The sequence below is a fragment of the Pseudomonas sp. AC193 genome (assembly GCF_979258075.1).
On record NZ_OZ409832.1, the window covers coordinates 5,515,492 to 5,532,904 of the forward strand.

Annotated in this window: 16 protein-coding genes; 13 read left to right on the forward strand and 3 right to left on the reverse strand. The window is 59.8% G+C overall.

The window, feature by feature from the left end:
* Positions 1 to 60 precede the first annotated feature (60 nt).
* Positions 61 to 969, forward strand: a complete 909-nt coding sequence (locus ACZZ0D_RS24695; protein WP_463554521.1) for a LysR substrate-binding domain-containing protein — start codon at positions 61 to 63, stop codon at positions 967 to 969.
* 35 nt (positions 970 to 1,004) lie between these two features.
* Here the strand turns inward: ACZZ0D_RS24695 and ACZZ0D_RS24700 are convergent, their stop codons facing one another.
* Complete coding sequence (locus tag ACZZ0D_RS24700) at positions 1,005 to 1,655, reverse strand: hypothetical protein (protein WP_212545378.1); 651 nt, start codon at positions 1,653 to 1,655, stop codon at positions 1,005 to 1,007.
* A 506-nt stretch (positions 1,656 to 2,161) separates the two neighbouring features.
* On the opposite strand from ACZZ0D_RS24700, the gene purE reads away from it, so the two are divergent.
* The 4 genes from purE to ACZZ0D_RS24720 all read left to right on the forward strand — a co-directional run bounded on the left by purE (position 2,162) and on the right by ACZZ0D_RS24720 (position 4,732).
* Positions 2,162 to 2,653, forward strand: a complete 492-nt coding sequence (purE, locus tag ACZZ0D_RS24705) for a 5-(carboxyamino)imidazole ribonucleotide mutase (RefSeq protein ID WP_463554522.1) — start codon at positions 2,162 to 2,164, stop codon at positions 2,651 to 2,653.
* Between the two features lie 10 nt (positions 2,654 to 2,663).
* Entirely contained in the window at positions 2,664 to 3,746 is a 1,083-nt protein-coding gene (locus ACZZ0D_RS24710) for a 5-(carboxyamino)imidazole ribonucleotide synthase (RefSeq protein ID WP_212545377.1), read from the forward strand.
* Positions 3,747 to 3,855: 109 nt separating this feature from the next.
* Positions 3,856 to 4,101, forward strand: a complete 246-nt coding sequence (locus ACZZ0D_RS24715; protein WP_016772475.1) for a GlsB/YeaQ/YmgE family stress response membrane protein — start codon at positions 3,856 to 3,858, stop codon at positions 4,099 to 4,101.
* A 94-nt stretch (positions 4,102 to 4,195) separates the two neighbouring features.
* Entirely contained in the window at positions 4,196 to 4,732 is a 537-nt protein-coding gene (locus tag ACZZ0D_RS24720) for a DUF3299 domain-containing protein (protein WP_007920225.1), read from the forward strand.
* Between the two features lie 83 nt (positions 4,733 to 4,815).
* Here the strand turns inward: ACZZ0D_RS24720 and ACZZ0D_RS24725 are convergent, their stop codons facing one another.
* Positions 4,816 to 5,715 carry a D-hexose-6-phosphate mutarotase gene (locus ACZZ0D_RS24725; protein ID WP_463554523.1) on the reverse strand — a complete coding sequence of 300 codons (900 nt, stop codon included), beginning with the start codon at positions 5,713 to 5,715 and terminating at the stop codon, positions 4,816 to 4,818.
* 57 nt (positions 5,716 to 5,772) lie between these two features.
* Positions 5,773 to 6,177, reverse strand: a complete 405-nt coding sequence (locus tag ACZZ0D_RS24730) for an acyl-CoA thioesterase (protein ID WP_003229628.1) — start codon at positions 6,175 to 6,177, stop codon at positions 5,773 to 5,775.
* A gap of 376 nt (positions 6,178 to 6,553) precedes the next feature.
* On the opposite strand from ACZZ0D_RS24730, the gene ACZZ0D_RS24735 reads away from it, so the two are divergent.
* The 8 genes from ACZZ0D_RS24735 (at position 6,554) to ACZZ0D_RS24770 (ending at position 17,258) form a co-directional block, all read left to right on the forward strand.
* Positions 6,554 to 7,852, forward strand: coding sequence for an MFS transporter (locus tag ACZZ0D_RS24735; RefSeq protein ID WP_053125141.1), 1,299 nt, complete (start codon positions 6,554 to 6,556; stop codon positions 7,850 to 7,852).
* Positions 7,853 to 8,087: 235 nt separating this feature from the next.
* A complete protein-coding gene (locus tag ACZZ0D_RS24740; RefSeq protein ID WP_034152107.1) occupies positions 8,088 to 9,089 on the forward strand; it encodes a phosphate ABC transporter substrate-binding protein PstS in 1,002 nt (333 codons plus the stop codon).
* 295 nt (positions 9,090 to 9,384) lie between these two features.
* Positions 9,385 to 11,670, forward strand: a complete 2,286-nt coding sequence (locus tag ACZZ0D_RS24745; RefSeq protein ID WP_463554524.1) for an ABC transporter permease subunit — start codon at positions 9,385 to 9,387, stop codon at positions 11,668 to 11,670.
* Between the two features lie 15 nt (positions 11,671 to 11,685).
* Complete coding sequence (gene pstA, locus ACZZ0D_RS24750) at positions 11,686 to 13,356, forward strand: phosphate ABC transporter permease PstA (RefSeq protein WP_463554525.1); 1,671 nt, start codon at positions 11,686 to 11,688, stop codon at positions 13,354 to 13,356.
* 82 nt (positions 13,357 to 13,438) lie between these two features.
* The gene (pstB, locus tag ACZZ0D_RS24755; protein ID WP_065258233.1) at positions 13,439 to 14,272 is read left to right on the forward strand and encodes a phosphate ABC transporter ATP-binding protein PstB; all 834 of its coding nucleotides are present in this window, start codon (positions 13,439 to 13,441) and stop codon (positions 14,270 to 14,272) included.
* A 74-nt stretch (positions 14,273 to 14,346) separates the two neighbouring features.
* Positions 14,347 to 15,108, forward strand: a complete 762-nt coding sequence (gene phoU / locus ACZZ0D_RS24760; protein ID WP_053125136.1) for a phosphate signaling complex protein PhoU — start codon at positions 14,347 to 14,349, stop codon at positions 15,106 to 15,108.
* Positions 15,109 to 15,272: 164 nt separating this feature from the next.
* The gene (locus ACZZ0D_RS24765) at positions 15,273 to 16,178 is read left to right on the forward strand and encodes a response regulator (RefSeq protein WP_212545374.1); all 906 of its coding nucleotides are present in this window, start codon (positions 15,273 to 15,275) and stop codon (positions 16,176 to 16,178) included.
* A gap of 183 nt (positions 16,179 to 16,361) precedes the next feature.
* Complete coding sequence (locus ACZZ0D_RS24770) at positions 16,362 to 17,258, forward strand: peptidoglycan DD-metalloendopeptidase family protein (RefSeq protein ID WP_463554526.1); 897 nt, start codon at positions 16,362 to 16,364, stop codon at positions 17,256 to 17,258.
* Positions 17,259 to 17,413: the final 155 nt, after the last annotated feature.

Below are 17,413 nucleotides of genomic sequence, written 5' to 3' on the forward strand. Positions count from 1 at the left end.
TGTGACGCCGCGTGCGCGGCAGACGTGTGACCTGTTTTGGTGCGTGTCCGGGAGGACGTGATGAATCTGGAAAGCAAATGGCTCGAGGACTTCAGTGCTCTGGCCGCCACCCGCAGCTTCTCGCAAGCGGCCGAACGACGCTTCGTGACGCAGCCGGCGTTCAGTCGGCGGATCCGCAGTCTGGAAGCTGCATTGGGGCTGACATTGGTCAATCGCTCGCGCACGCCGATCGAACTGACGGCGGCGGGGCAGTTGTTTCTGGTGACCGCACGCACCGTGGTCGAACAACTCGGTGAAGTGCTGCGCCATCTGCATCATCTGGAGGGCGGGCAGGGCGAAGTAATGCAAGTCGCTGCCGCTCACTCGCTGGCACTGGGTTTCTTTCCGCGCTGGATCGCGCAACTGCGCAATGAAGGTTTGAACATTGCCACGCGACTGGTCGCGACCAACGTCGGCGACGCGGTGCATGCGCTGCGTGAGGGTGGCTGCGATCTGATGCTGGCGTTCTACGACCCGGACGCGGCGATGCAGATGGGCCCGGAAATTTTCCCCTCGCTGCATTTGGGCCAGACCGAGATGCTGCCGGTGTGCGCGGCGGATGCCGAGGGCAAACCGCTGTTCGATCTGGAAGGGGAAGCGAGTGTGCCGTTGCTTGCTTACAGCGCCGGGGCATTTCTCGGGCGCTCGGTGAATGGCTTGCTGCGTCAGCGCCAGGTGCGCTTTACCACTATTTATGAAACCGCGATGGCGGACAGTTTGAAGAGCATGGCGCTGGAAGGGTTGGGCATTGCCTGGGTGCCGCAACTCAGCGTGCGTGCGGAATTGGCACGAGGCGAACTGGTCGTGTGCGGCGGCCCGCAATGGCATGTGCCGCTGGAGATTCGCCTCTACCGCTGCGCCTTGGTGCGCAAAGCCAACGTGCGCCTGCTGTGGCGCAAGCTTGAAGGCGGTGCGGCTGGCGGTGCGTGATGTCCGTGCAGCCGCCGTGTCGCGGAAAAATGCGTTCAGGGAACATTGCTCAAAAAGTTACTGATCCTTGCCCGATTAGCTTCAGTGAAGGTGTGGCAGTTGCCGACCAACAATTTCGGGTTCGGGATCATGTAACTTTCACACCACCAGCCGCCTCGGTAGAACACTTCAGAATTTTCATGCAGGGCGTCTAGCGTGTGGCCAATTTCATGTCCGACATTGGCTGCTGACTTGAGAGATGCAATGGCCGCTTGTTGCCCAGTTCCGGCAAGGCCAGCGACACGATCATTTAGAGCGCTTTTGGTCAGTAGAATGAATTTTGTAGTTCGTGTGGACGGAAGATTTTTTTCGACTTTATAGTCGTGCGTGCGATCCCTCCACTTTTTCATAGTAACTAGCTCGTCTTCATTCATATACGCAAAGTCAGTATAAGTCGGCTGATTGCGTATGAATTGAACTGATACGCGGCGTCCCGTAACGCCCTCCAGTTCCTTGACCATAGGCAGGAAATGTTCGGCAAATATCTCCGACTGTGGCTGGGTTACATCGTCGTGGATGAAGGCGTGGATGAATATCGGTATTTTCCCCCCAAGCGGCGCAGCAAGCGACCTGGCTAGCGTCGTGTTTTGTTCAGCTGGCCATGGAGTGTCATCGATAGCGACTGTGGCTTGAGTCATCGTAGTCATGAACAGGCTGCCAAGCAGCGCACATGTGATTGTTAATATATTTGGCATTTTAGTTGTTTTCGAAGTGGAAAAGTTTGGATGAATTAGTTGTGTGCCTCGTTGTAAGGCTGGGTCGGATTATTAGCGTGTTAGTGTTTGTTTGTGCAGTCTTTATATGTGTCAGTTAATGTTCTGTTATCAAGTATTGCAGCATGGATAGTTGTTTTTATGTTGGGCGTTATTTGATGTTTGTAATGCTTAATATTCGCAGGCGGCCTTGCGCCGTTAATGCCGAGCTGAAACGGTTTGCAGAGGCTGGCGCGCTGACTTGAAAGTCAGCAAAAACAGAAAAAGAGCCGCTAAGACAGATGGTCGTCGAAGGGGCTGTTTATTGCTTTCTTTGCGGTATACTGCGCGGCCTTCGGCCGGCACGACCGGCCATTTTTCGTACAATCAAGCCACGCAACCTGCGTGGCTTGTTGTTTTATGACGCGCCTGCGGGCGCTCCAGAGAGAAGAGGCGCGACGATGAGTGCACTGGTTGGCGTGATCATGGGCTCCAAGTCCGATTGGCTCACCCTTAGCCACACCGCCGATATGCTGGAAAAGCTCGGCATCCCGTACGAGGTCAAAGTGGTCTCTGCCCACCGTACCCCGGATTTGCTGTTCCAGTACGCCGAAGAGGCTGAAAGCCGCGGCATCGAGGTGATTATCGCCGGTGCCGGCGGCGCAGCCCACTTGCCAGGCATGTGTGCGGCCAAGACCCACCTGCCGGTGCTCGGTGTGCCGGTGCAGTCGGCCATGCTCTCGGGCGTCGACTCGCTGCTGTCCATCGTGCAGATGCCAGCGGGCATTCCGGTCGCCACTCTGGCTATCGGCAAGGCCGGCGCGATCAACGCCGCGCTGCTCTCGGCGAGCATCCTCGGCGCCAAGCATCCGCAGTTCCACGCGGTACTGAAAACCTTCCGTGCCGAGCAGACAGACAGCGTCCTGGACAATCCAGACCCACGTATTGCCTGAGGTTGTTGAGATGAAGATCGGTGTAATCGGTGGCGGCCAGTTGGGTCGCATGTTGGCCCTGGCGGGCACTCCGCTGGGCATGAACTTCGCTTTCCTCGACCCTGCGCCGGACGCTTGCGCCGCGGCGTTGGGCGAACACCTGCGGGCCGATTACGGCGATCAGGATCATCTGCGCCAACTGGCCGATGAAGTCGATCTGGTGACCTTCGAGTTCGAAAGTGTTCCAGCGGAAACCGTGGCGTTCCTGTCGCAATTCGTTCCGGTTTATCCGAGCGCCGACGCCCTGCGCATCGCTCGCGATCGCTGGTTCGAAAAGAGCATGTTCAAGGATCTGGGCATCCCGACCCCGGCCTTCGCCGACATTCAATCGCAAGCCGATCTGGATGCCGCCGTGGCTTCGATCGGTCTGCCAGCCGTGCTGAAGACCCGCACTCTGGGTTACGACGGCAAGGGCCAGAAAGTCCTGCGCAAGCCGGAAGACGTGGTCGACACCTTCGCCGAACTGGGCAGCGTGTCCTGCCTGCTGGAAGGCTTCGTGCCGTTCACCGGTGAAGTCTCGCTGATCGCCGTGCGTGCTCGCGATGGCGAAACCAAGTTCTACCCGTTGGTACACAACACCCACGACAGCGGCATCCTCAAGCTGTCCGTTGCCAGTACCGATCACCCGTTGCAGGCGTTGGCCGAAGACTACTCAAGCCGTGTGCTCAAGCAACTCGACTACGTTGGCGTGATGGCGTTCGAGTTCTTTGAAGTCGACGGTGGCTTGAAAGCCAACGAAATCGCCCCTCGCGTGCACAACTCCGGGCACTGGACCACCGAAGGGGCCGAGTGCAGCCAGTTCGAAAACCATCTGCGCGCCGTTGCCGGCCTGCCGTTGGGTTCGACGGCCAAAGTCGGCGAGAGCGCGATGCTCAACTTCATCGGCGTTGTGCCGCCGGTTGAGAAGGTCATCGCCATCGAAGATTGCCATCTGCATCACTACGGCAAAGCCTTCAAGGCCGGGCGCAAGGTCGGTCACGCCAACCTGCGCTGCGCCGACATGGCCACGCTGCAGGCGCAGATCGTCAAGGTCGAAGCGCTGATCGCCGAGTAATTCAGTTTCATGTGTCTGCGGCGGAACCATTCAGGGGCCGCCGTTCTCTCATGGCAGGATGCCAAAGTCTGACTAGGCTTCGCATATCTACTACTGAGAGGGAATTGCCATGGGAATTATCGGAACCATCTTTATCGGCTTGATCGTCGGCCTGCTGGCTCGGTTCCTGAAACCGGGCGATGACAGCATGGGCTGGATCATGACCATCCTGCTCGGTATCGGCGGTTCGCTGGCGGCCACTTATGGCGGCCAGGCTCTGGGCATTTATCAGGCGGGCGAGGGCGCAGGCTTCCTCGGCGCACTGGTCGGTGCAGTCGTGTTGCTGGTGATCTACGGCCTGATCAAAAAGAACTGATCCAAAGCGACAAAGTCCTCTCTGCCAACGCGGCAGGGAGGGCTCAGAATGCTCGGCGATTCAACGTTCCTTCCTTTCTATACCGAGCACCTTCATGCGCCGTCTTCTGTTGACTCTCCTTTTCCTGGGCAGCGGTTTGGCCCACGCCGGCGAACTGCCGGAAACCGACTGGCTCGAACTGATGCCCAAGTCGGATCAAAAGGCCCTCGAGGCCATGCCTGAAATCGACCACAACTCCCCGGAAGCCACCGGCACCTTCACCGAGAAGGGCGGGATGAAGCAGGCCAAAGGTCTGCCGGCAGTGATGTATTCGACCAAAACAGTGGCGTCGATGAACGACAAACACATCCGCATCGGTGGTTACCCGGTGCCGCTGGAGTCTGACGCCAAGGGCCGCAGCACGTTGTTCTTCCTCGTGCCGTATCCGGGCGCGTGCATCCACGTGCCGCCACCGCCACCGAATCAACTGGTGCTGGTGCGTTATCCGAAGGGCTTGAAGCTGGACGATATCTACACGCCGCTGTGGGTGACCGGCACGCTGAAAGTCGAGAAGGTCAGCAATGACCTGGCTGACGCAGCGTATGCGCTGGAAGCGGACAAAGTGCGGGTGGTGCAGGAATCTGATCTCTAAAGCAAAAGATCGCAGCCTTCGGCAGCTCCTACAGGGATATGCATTCCAATGTAGGAGCTGCCGAAGGCTGCGATCTTTTGATCTTAAAGCGGTTTGCTGGCGACACTGACGCCCATGGTATGGCTCGCACCCGGCGCGAGCGTGACGATGTCATCCATCACATTCGCCGTCTCGATGCACAGCATGCGCTGCCAGCCATCGTTATCCATGTCAGCAAGCGCCGCCGCGCGATCGATCCACGGGTTCCAGATCACTGCCGTGCGCGAGCCGGTGGCGGTCAGGACAATGCGTCGTTCCCAGGCCGCGTCGACGATGCTCAGCTGCGGTGGAGCGTCGAGGTAGATGCGGTCGGTTTCTCCGGCAAACTGCAGGCCACCTTGCTGGCTGTTGGTTTTCCAGTCATCCAGCGTCTCGATGTACTTCAAGCCATCGACGCCGTCGACGTGCACATTGCGCACATCACTGACCGCGAAATAGGTGTGCAGCGCCTGGCTCAGACTGACGGTGTCACTGCCACGGTTGTGGCTGGTCAGGCTGAAACTCAGCTGTTCGGACAAATGTAGGGTCAGGGTCAGATCGACCTGATGCGGCCAGTCCGGCAGGCCGCCTTCGGGGTAGGGCAGTTTGAACTCCACCTTCACGCCATCAGCCTCTGATTCGATGCCACCCAACTCCCAATCCATCGCCCGCACCAGACCGTGCGCGGGTGCCGGTTGCTCACCGGTGTACATGGCCTGCACGCTCTGCGGGTTGCGTTCGAATTTGCCAAACCACGGCCAGCACACCGGCACGCCGGCGCGGATGCTCTTGCCAGTCTTGAACACTGCCTTATCGTTGAGCCAGATGATCGGCGGCTGCCCATCGATCTGATAACTGAGGATGTGCGCGCCTTGCTGGGCCACCAGCACTTCGGCCTGACCGTGGCGGATGCGCCAGCAGTTCAGTTCATCCAGTTTCACGGCTTCAACGTTGGGCGTGTTCATCGGACAGCTCTCAATCAGTAACAAGGACAACTATCGACCGTAAAACGGCCGCGAGGTTTAGCGCGCGCGTGGCGGCACCGAGCGGGTGCGACCGCTGCCGTCGATGGCGACGAAGACGAAAACCGCTTCGGTCACTTTACGCCACTCACTGGACAGCGGGTCATCGCTCCACACTTCGACCATCATCTGGATCGAGCTGCGGCCGATTTCCAGGGTCTGCGTATAGAAGGACAATTGTGCGCCGACAGCGACCGGCACGAGAAACGCCATGCGGTCGATGGCAACGGTAGCGACGCGGCCACCGGCAACACGGCTGGCCATCGCGGTGCCGGCCAAATCCATCTGCGCCACCAGCCAGCCGCCGAAAATATCGCCAAAGCCGTTGGTTTCGCGCGGGAGTGCGGTGATTTGCAGGGCCAGGTCGCCTTGCGGGATCGGATCTTCTTGTTCGAGCTCTATCATGCCGAGGGTGCCTCTGACCCGTGACTCATCGTTGGTATTGCTGGTGGTAGCCGTCTTCGGGAAAAACGATTCAGCACCGAACATACTACGTTCGTCACGTTTTCCATCAGGCGCCTAAGGAGAAACTCTGCGAAACCGGCTAATCCCGAGCAAAGGCCGGGCCAACGACGTTTTCGCACAGCAACCCCCTACAAACCGGAGCAGGTTGCGAGTATATCGGTCGGTAGACTCCACGACGACCATCCGGTTCTCATTTCGACCGTCAAATACGCGCCTCTATGTGCTTTTTCGAACAATTTGCTATGGTGCCGAACCTGCCCAAGCCACCGCCAGCGTTGTTGTGGCGGCAGATCCGACTATAAGAGAAGCCCTTGCCATGACCACAGCGCCTTCGAGCCTCGCGCAGCCCGAGCAACCCGCACGACCGTTGACCCGCAATGACTACAAGACTCTGTCGCTGTCCGCCCTCGGTGGCGCGCTGGAGTTCTACGATTTCATCATCTTCGTCTTCTTCGCCACCGTGGTCGGCAAGCTGTTCTTCCCGGCCGACATGCCCGAGTGGCTGCGCCTGATGCAGACCTTCGGCATATTCGCCGCCGGCTACCTCGCGCGGCCGTTGGGCGGCATCGTCATGGCGCACTTCGGCGACCTGCTGGGGCGCAAGAAGATGTTCACCCTGAGCATTTTCATGATGGCCGTGCCAACCCTGATCATGGGTCTGCTGCCAACTTACGCACAGATCGGCATGTGGGCACCGATCCTGCTGCTGGTGATGCGCGTGATTCAGGGCGCGGCGATTGGTGGGGAAGTGCCGGGCGCGTGGGTCTTCGTTTCCGAACACGTCCCGCAAAAGCACATGGGTTACGCCTGCGGCACTCTCACCAGCGGCCTGACCGCCGGCATTCTGCTCGGCTCGTTGGTCGCCACCGCCATCAACAGCATTTATACGCCTGCCGAAGTGTCCGATTACGCCTGGCGGATTCCATTCCTGCTCGGCGGTGTGTTTGGCCTGTTCTCGGTTTACCTGCGCCGCTGGCTGCACGAAACCCCGGTGTTCGCCGAGCTGCAACAGCGTAAAGCCTTGGCTGAAGAAGTGCCGCTGCGTGCGGTGCTGCGCGACCATCGCGGCGCGATTGCGATCTCGATGCTGCTGACCTGGTTGCTCTCCGCAGGCATCGTCGTGGTCATTCTGATGACCCCGACCGTGCTGCAAACCGTTTATCACTTCACGCCGACCGAGTCGCTGCAGTCGAACAGTCTGGCGATCGTGTTCCTGAGCATCGGCTGCATCATTTCCGGCGCACTGGCGGATCGCTTTGGCGCCGGCCGCGTGTTTGTGTTCGGTTGCCTGGGCCTGCTGATCAGCTCGTGGACGTTCTATCACAGCCTCGCCGATCACCCGAACTGGCTGTTCCCGCTGTATGCGCTGACTGGTTTTCTGGTCGGCACCATTGGTGCGGTGCCGTATGTGATGGTGAAAGCGTTTCCACCGGTGGTGCGCTTCAGCGGCTTGTCGTTCTCGTACAACGTGGCTTACGCGATTTTTGGCGGGTTGACGCCGATGGTGGTGAGTTTGCTGCTGAAGGAAAGCGCGATGGGGCCTGCTTATTATGTGGCGGTGCTGTGCGCGATGGGGATGCTGGTGGGGGCGTGGCTCTGGAAGAAGGGGCGCTAATCCAGAATTTCCTCCAGTAGCACCGGCCCTTTCGCGAGCAAGCCCGCTCCCACATTTGGAATGCATTTCAAACTGTGGGAGCGGGCTTGCTCGCGAATGGGGGCACCACGAATTATCCGGTAAAACCTCGGATGCTGGCCTTTCATCCAATTGTCATATTTCAGCCATAGAGTGTTCACACGGCCTGCTGATACTTGGCCCCGACTTAACACACCCTATCTGCTAGGAGTAAGGCATGAAACTGAAGCGTTTGATGGCGGCAATGACTTTTGTCGCTGCTGGCGTTGCGACTGCCAACGCGTTCGCCGCTGTTGACCCTGCTATCCCGAGCTACACCAAGACCACTGGTGTGTCGGGCAACCTGTCCAGCGTCGGCTCCGATACCCTGGCCAACCTCATGACCCTCTGGGCTGAGAACTACAAAAAAGAATACCCGAACGTAAACATCCAGATTCAGGCCGCTGGCTCCGCCACTGCGCCACCTGCGCTGACTGAAGGCACCTCCAACCTGGGCCCGATGAGCCGCAAGATGAAGGACACCGAACTGGCGGCCTTCGAGCAGAAGTACGGCTACAAGCCAACCGCTATCCCGGTGGCTGTGGATGCCCTGGCTGTGTTCGTGCACAAGGACAACCCGATCCAGCACCTGACCATGGAACAGGTTGATGCGATCTTCTCGTCGACCCGTCTGTGCGGCGCCAAAGCCGACGTGAAAACCTGGGGCGACCTGGGCGTGACCGGCGACCTGGCCAACAAGCCAGTGCAGCTGTTCGGTCGTAACTCGGTATCCGGCACCTACGGCTACTTCAAAGAAGAAGCCCTGTGCAAAGGCGACTACAAACCAAACGTTAACGAACAACCAGGTTCGGCGTCGGTTGTGCAGTCGATCAGCTCCTCGCTGAACGGCATCGGTTACTCGGGCATCGGTTACAAAACCGCCAGCGTGAAAACCGTTGCTCTGTCGAAGAAGGGCAGCACTGACTTCATCGAAGACACCGAAGAAAACGCCCTGAACGGCAAGTACCCGCTGTCGCGTTTCCTCTACGTGTACGTCAACAAAGCCCCGAACAAGCCTCTGGCTCCGCTGGAAGCTGAGTTCGTGAAACTGGTGCTGTCGAAACAGGGCCAGGAAGTCGTAGTGAAAGACGGCTACATCCCGCTGCCAGCCAAGGTTGCTGCAAAAGCACTGGCTGACCTCGGTCTGCAAGAAGGCGGCGCTGAAGTCGCAAAGAAGTAACACCGTAGGAGCCGAGCTTGCTCGCGATAAAGGCGCCACGGTTCAACGTTGAAACCGTGGTGCTGAAATGGCGGGCAACCACGGCCCTGTAGGAGCAAGGCTTGCCCGCGAAGGCATCGGCGCATTCAGCACCGATATCCCTGATAAACCGCTTTCGCGAGCAAGCTCGGCTCCTACAAATGCCGGCCCGGCCGGCCTCCAAATTTTCGATCCGCTGCCAGTACCCGCTGGCGGTGGATTTGGTGCGTCACTGCATTGTCATCTTTCTGTCATACAGGATCGCTAGGGTGTGCGCATGAATGATCTGGCCAATTCCCCAATGACTACGACTTCCCCTCCCAAGCGCATTGATTTCAATACGCCTGAGCTGCAACGCAAGCGCCGTATTCGTGCGCTCAAGGATCGCTTCACCCATTGGTACGTCCTCGTTGGCGGCCTGGCGGTGCTGGCAGCCATCACCCTGATCTTCTTCTTTCTCGCCTACGTGGTTGCGCCGCTGTTCAAGGGTGCCGACCTGACCGCGAAAGATGCGATCACCCCCGCCTGGATGCAGGACGCCGGCAAGCCGCTGATGATTTCGCTCGAAGAGCAGAATCAGGTGGCCATGCGCGTGTCCGACAAGGGTCAGGCGCTGTTCTTTGATATCGACAGTGGCGCTGAATTGAAGCGCGTCGATCTGCCGGTTCCGGCCGGCACCACCGTGACCTCGTTGGGTGAAGATCAGCCGGGTCATCCGCTGGTGGCCGTGGGCCTGTCCAACGGTCAGGCGCTGGTGTTCCGTCACACCTATAAAGTCAGCTACCCCGATGGCAAGAAAACCATCACCCCGGCCATCGAATATCCGTACGGCGAGACGCCGATCGCGCTCAACGAAAGCGGCGGTGCGCTGGAGCACGTCAGCCTTAACGCCACCGACACCACGCTGATGCTGGTGGGCTCGACCGGTTCGCAACTCAACGTGTTGTCGCTGACCAGCGAAGAAAACATGATGACCGGCGAAGTCACCAACGAGCAGAAGCGTATCGATCTGCCGCAGATGACCGAGTCGGTGAAAAACATCTTCGTCGACCCACGCCAGCAATGGCTCTACGTGGTCAACGGGCGTGCTCAGGCTGACGTGTTCAGCCTGCGCGACAAGAGCCTCAATGGTCGCTACAAACTGCTCGAAAACGGCGACGCTGAAGTCACCGCTTCCACTCAGTTGGTCGGTGGTATCTCGCTGATCATTGGCGACTCCAAGGGTGGTCTGGCCCAGTGGTTCATGGCGCGTGACCCGGATGGTGAGCAGCGTCTGAAGCAGATTCGCACCTTCCAGATGGGCACCACGCCGATCGTTGAAATCACCGCTGAAGAACGTCGCAAAGGCTTCCTCGCGCTGGATGCCAGCGGCAAGCTCGGCGTGTTCCACAGCACCGCGCACCGCACGCTGTTGGTCGATCAAGTCGTAGAAGGTCAGGGCTTGTTCGGTCTGTCGCCACGTGCCAACCGCGTGATCGTCGAAGCCGGCGGCAAGCTGCAACCGCTGCTGCTCGACAACCCGCACCCGGAAGTGTCGTGGAGCGCGCTGTGGAGCAAGGTCTGGTACGAGAACTACGACGAGCCTAAATACGTCTGGCAATCGACCGCGGCCAACACCGATTTCGAACCGAAACTGAGCCTCTCGCCACTGACCTTCGGCACCCTGAAAGCCGCGTTCTACGCAATGCTGCTGGCCGCGCCGCTGGCGGTTGCTGCTGCAATCTACACCGCGTACTTCATGGCCCCGGGCATGCGCCGCAAGGTCAAACCGGTGATCGAGCTGATGGAAGCGATGCCGACGGTGATCCTCGGCTTCTTCGCCGGCCTGTTCCTCGCACCGTATGTAGAAGGGCATCTGCCGGGCATCTTCAGCCTGCTGATGCTGTTGCCGATCGGCATCCTGGTCGCCGGTTTCACCTTCAGCCGCCTGCCTGAGTCGATCCGCCTGAAAGTCCCGGACGGCTGGGAAAGTGCACTGCTGATCCCGGTGATCCTGTTCGTGGGCTGGCTGTCGCTGTACATGAGCCCGTTCATGGAGAACTGGTTCTTCGGCGGTGACATGCGCATGTGGATCTCCCACGACCTGGGCATCACCTACGACCAGCGCAACGCACTGGTGGTTGGTCTGGCCATGGGTTTTGCGGTGATCCCTAACATCTACTCGATCGCCGAAGACGCCGTGTTCAGCGTGCCGCGCGGCCTGACCCTGGGCTCGCTGGCCCTCGGTGCCACGCCGTGGCAGACCATGACGCGCGTGGTGATCCTGACCGCCAGCCCGGGCATTTTCTCGGCGCTGATGATCGGCATGGGCCGTGCGGTCGGTGAAACCATGATCGTGCTGATGGCCACCGGCAACACCCCGGTCATGGAAATGAACCTGTTCGAAGGCCTGCGCACCCTGGCAGCCAACGTCGCGGTGGAAATGCCGGAGTCGGAAGTCGGCGGCAGCCACTACCGCGTGCTGTTCCTCTCGGCGCTGGTGCTGCTGTTGTTCACCTTCGTCATGAACACCCTCGCGGAACTGATTCGTCAGCGTCTGCGCAAGAAATACTCGTCGCTTTAAGAAAGGTAGAAGTCTGTGAAACAGAACTCCCTGAATGGATGGTTCAAGAGCGGCGCCCCGGGCGTCTGGATCAGCGGTGGCGCGGTGTCCATCGCGGTCATCATGACCATTGGCCTGCTGGCGGTGATTGCCGTGCGCGGTCTGGGTCACTTCTGGCCGGCGGATCTGGTGCATGCCAGCTACGACGTCCCGGGCCAGGGCAATCACCTGGTCATCGGCGAAGTGGTGCAGAAAGAAGAAGTGCCGCGTGCACGTCTGAAGAGCGCCGGTCTGCCGGTGCCGGACGCCGGCCCGGAATTCATGACCCGCGAGCTGATCAAGGTCGGCAACCGTGACCTGAACGGCAACGACTTCACCTGGATCGTCGGCGAGTGGCTGACCAACCAGACCACGCCGCCAGAGCTGATGGCGATCGAGCGTCGCGAGTGGGGCAACTTCTACGGCTACCTGGTCAACGTCAAACAGGACGGCAAGGTGATCGCCGAAGGCGAAGCGGCCTGGCCTGAGCTGCAAGCGCGGATCAACCGTGTGAACGGCCTCGCCGCGCAACTCAAGTCGCTGGAAAAAACCGACATTGGCGCGATCAACGCCGGTCTCGAGCGCATCCGTCTGCACGGTCGCAAGCTGGAGCTGGAAGGCAAACTCGACGCCACCGCGCAAGCCGACATGGATGCCGAGCGCGCCGAGCTGAACGCCCGTTATCAAGACGTAGAAGCACGTCTGGCCGATCTGCACGCGCAGTTCAACCGTGACGCTTTGACCGCTCGCGATGCCAACGGCAAGGAAATCGAAATCGGTCTGGGCAAAGTGGTTCACGCCTACCAGCCGAACGCCATGAGCACCTTCACCAAGGTCGGTTTCTACTTCAGCAAGATCTGGGAGTTCCTGTCCGACGATCCGCGTGAAGCGAACACCGAAGGCGGGATCTTCCCGGCCATCTTCGGCACCGTGATGATGACCCTGATCATGGCGATGATCGTGACCCCGTTCGGCGTGCTGGCGGCGGTGTACCTGCGTGAGTACGCCAAGCAGAACGCCCTGACCCGGATCATCCGGATCGCGGTGAACAACCTCGCGGGTGTTCCGGCGATCGTTTACGGCGTATTCGGCCTGGGTTTCTTCGTCTACGTGCTGGGTGGTTCGGTCGACCGCTTGTTCTTCCCGGAAGCACTGCCGGCACCGACCTTCGGTACGCCGGGTCTGCTGTGGGCTTCTTTGACCCTGGCGCTGCTGGCGGTGCCGGTGGTGATCGTGGCCACTGAAGAAGGCCTGGCGCGGATTCCTCGCACCGTGCGTGAGGGCTCGCTGGCCCTGGGCGCGACCAAGGCTGAAACCCTGTGGAAGATCGTGATCCCGATGGCCAGCCCGGCCATGATGACCGGCATGATCCTCGCCGTGGCCCGCGCCGCCGGTGAAGTGGCGCCGCTGATGCTGGTGGGTGTGGTGAAACTGGCGCCGTCGCTGCCGGTGGATGGCAACTACCCGTACCTGCACCTGGACCAGAAGATCATGCACCTGGGCTTCCATATTTATGACGTCGGCTTCCAGAGCCCGAACGTCGAAGCCGCACGACCGCTGGTGTACGCCACCGCGTTGCTGCTGGTGCTGGTGATTGCCGTGCTCAACCTGTCGGCGGTGTGGATTCGTAACCACCTGCGCGAGAAGTACAAGGCGCTGGACAGCTGATCGCCGTTACAAGCATTGAAGGGCTGCCGGTCTGATTCCCGGCAGCCAACCGAACCGAATTTGTTAGCACAGGGAGCCTCCCATGCAGCACGAAACACATACCCACGGCATCAACATGTCTGCCCTGGGCCGCGACAAGCAGAGCCTGAACCTCGAGCAGGAAACCGTGGCCATCGAAGTGCCGGGCCTGAGCCTGTTCTACGGCGAGAAACAAGCGCTGTACGACGTCAGCATGAACATTCCGAAACAGCGCGTGACCGCCTTCATCGGCCCGTCCGGCTGTGGCAAGTCCACGCTGCTGCGTACCTTCAACCGCATGAACGACCTGGTGGACGGCTGCCGCGTCGAGGGCGCGATCAACCTCTACGGCAACAACATCTACCGCAAGGGCGAGGACGTGGCCGAGCTGCGTCGCCGGGTCGGCATGGTGTTCCAGAAGCCCAACCCGTTCCCGAAGACCATCTACGAAAACGTGGTTTACGGCCTGCGCATCCAGGGCATCAACAAGAAGCGCATCCTCGACGAAGCCGTCGAGTGGGCGTTGAAAGGCGCGGCCCTGTGGGACGAAGTGAAAGACCGTCTGCATGACTCGGCACTCGGCCTGTCCGGTGGTCAGCAACAGCGTCTGGTAATCGCCCGTACCATCGCCGTGGAGCCGGAAGTGCTGCTGCTCGACGAACCGTGCTCGGCACTCGACCCGATCTCGACCCTGAAAGTCGAAGAGCTGATCTACGAGCTCAAGTCCAAGTTCACCATCGTCATCGTGACCCACAACATGCAGCAGGCGGCGCGGGTGTCGGACTACACGGCGTTCATGTACATGGGCAAACTGGTGGAATTCGGCGACACCGATACCCTGTTCACCAATCCGGCCAAGAAGCAGACCGAAGACTACATCACCGGTCGTTACGGCTAGCAGACACTGGTTGTCGCTCACTGAATTGACGCTGCGGCCCGCCGCACCTTACCGGACGCTCCAAGGACGCCAACATGATTAGTAAAGAAGGCCTTACCCACCACATTTCCGCGCAGTTCAACGCCGAACTGGAAGAAGTGCGCAGCCACCTCCTGGCCATGGGCGGGCTGGTCGAGAAGCAGGTCAACGACGCGGTCACCGCGCTGATCGAGGCCGACTCGGGTCTGGCCCAGCAAGTGCGCGAGATCGACGACCAGATCAACCAGATGGAACGCAACATCGACGAAGAATGCCTGCGCATTCTGGCCCGTCGTCAGCCGGCGGCGTCCGACTTGCGTCTGATTATCAGCATCTCCAAGTCGGTGATCGACCTGGAGCGCATCGGTGATGAGGCGACCAAGATCGCTCGTCGCGCGATTCAGCTGTGCGAAGAAGGCGAAGCGCCACGCGGTTACGTCGAGGTTCGCCACATTGGCGACCAGGTGCGCAACATGGTGCGCGATGCGCTGGACGCGTTCGCCCGTTTCGACGCCGATCTGGCGTTGTCGGTGGCGCAGTACGACAAGATTATCGACCGCGAATACAAAACCGCCCTGCGTGAGCTGGCGACTTACATGATGGAAGATCCGCGCTCTATCTCGCGCGTGTTGAGCATCATCTGGGTGCTGCGTTCGCTGGAGCGCATCGGCGACCATGCGCGCAACATCTCCGAGCTGGTGATTTACCTGGTGCGCGGCACCGACGTGCGCCACATGGGCCTCAAGCGCATGAAGGAAGAAGTTCAAGGCACAAGCGGCGAAACCGCTAATGTTCCGGACGTTGCTGACGATAAGTAAGATTGCCTGAGTAAAGCGCCCGGCCCTTTGGCCGGGCGTTTTCGTTTACAGCTTTCGATAAAAAAGCAGCACCCGCGAACGAAAAGTCCCGGCGTGACTGAAGAGTTTTGGCAATGTGCCATCAGCCAGCGTTATGCTTGCCGGGATTTTAATAGGGGTGTTGGATGAGCAAGATCAGTGTGTTGGTCGTGGACGACGCGTCGTTCATTCGTGACCTGGTGAAAAAGTGCCTGCGCAATTACTTCCCGGGGATCCGCACCGAGGACGCCATCAACGGCAAAAAGGCTCAGGCCATGCTGACCAAGGAAGCGTTCGACCTGGTGCTGTGCGACTGGGAAATGCCGGAAATGTCCGGCCTCGAACTGCTGACCTGGTGCCGCGAGCAAGACAACCTGAAAACCATGCCCTTCATTATGGTCACCAGCCGTGGCGATAAAGAGAACGTGGTGCAGGCGATTCAGGCCGGCGTTTCCGGCTACGTCAGCAAACCGTTCACCAACGAGCAACTGCTGACCAAGGTCAAACAGGCCCTGAACAAGATCGGCAAGCTCGACGCCCTGATGAACAGCGCCCCGACCAAGATGAATTCGGCATTCGGCAACGATTCCCTGAGCGCATTGACCGGCGGTAAAGCGCCCGTGGTTGCAGCACCTGCGCCAGCGGCTGCACCGGCGCGCGGTTTGCTCAACAGCCCGCCCGTCAAAGCACCTGCCGCTTCGGCAGCGCCAAGCGGTGGTCGTGGGCATGGCCAGTTGCGGCTGCCGAGCGGCACGCAGCAATGCGTGATCAAAGCGTTGAGCCTCAAAGAAGCGCTGCTGGTGGTGAAGCGCAGCGAGAACCTGCCGCAGATCCTCGACAGCGCGGTGCTCGATCTGGAGCAGGGCGACAATGCCGAGATCGCCCGCCTCAATGGCTATCTGCACGCGGTGGTCGCGCATGAGCAAAAGCCCGACAGCGAATGGCTGCAACTGACCTTCCGCTTCGTCGATCAGGACGCACAGAAGCTCGACTACATCTCCCGCCTGATCGCACGTGGCACGGCGCAGAAGCACTTCATCCCCGGCGCGTGAGAGGCGCGCCTGAAAAGATCGCAGCCTGCGGCAGCTCCTACAGGGATCGCATTCCAATGTAGGAGCTGCCGAAGGCTGCGATCTTTTGTTTTGCCTTTAGCCAAATTGAAACATCTGTCGACTCCCCCGGTCTGTTTCACCTGCTAGGCTCTTTTCAGGCCTTCCTTCGACAGACTCTTGCCCATGTTCGCGCGCCTGCTGTTTCTCTGTGGTTTTCTCTTGGCCTCTACCTCGGCTGTGGCCGTCACTGTCTATAAATCCACCGATGCCAACGGTGTGGTCTCGTACAGCGATCGCCCGAGCGAAGGCGCGAAGGAGTTCGTGTTTCAGGATCGCATGGTCGAGCACCTGGAGCGTCAGGTGTACCTCGACATCAAGAAGCAGAAGGGCGGCGACGTGGTGTTCGTGCGCAACGATCTGTACGCGCCGGTCGAGATCGCGCTGGCGTTTATCAGCCTGAGCAACGTACGCGGTGCGCCGGCAAAAGCCATCCGTCGGGTGCTGCCGGCGCGCAGCAAAACCCGGATGGCGCTGTTGACGCCGATTACTGCCGGCCAACCGTTGCAATATTCGCCGCAGTTTCAATATTCCCTCGGCAACCCCGTTGGCGTCGCGCAGAGCTATCGCTATCCGCTGCCGTGGCGCGGCGGGCCGTTTCGCTTGAGTCAGGGTGCTGAGGGGCAGTACAGCCACTTCGGCCCGAAGAATCGTTACGCGATGGACATCGCCATGCCGGTCGGCACGCCAATCATCGCGGCGCGCGCGGGCGTTGTGGTGAAAGTCGAAAACTCACAGAGCGGTCGCGGCACCGATCCGTCCGGCAACTTCGTGCGGGTTTTGCACAATGACGGGACGATGGGTGTGTATCTGCATTTGAAGCAAGGTTCGGTGAGCGTCAGGGAAGGGCAGCAGGTGACGGTCGGCAGTCCTCTGGCGCTGTCCGGCAACACCGGCAACAGCAGCGGCCCGCATTTGCACTTTGTGGTGCAGCGCAATACGGGGCAGGGGCTGGTATCGATTCCGTATCAGTTCAACCAGCCACTGGGCGCGTTGCCCAACTTTGCGTTGGGCAAACAGTGATGCGGTGAAGATCAACTGTGGCGAGGGGATTTATCCCCGTTGGACGGCGAAGCCGTCCCAAAACATTCAATGCGGTGTGTCAGTCAATACAGGGATGAAGGATTTGGGGCCGCTTCGCAGCCCAACGGGGATAAATCCCCTCGCCACAAAAGCCG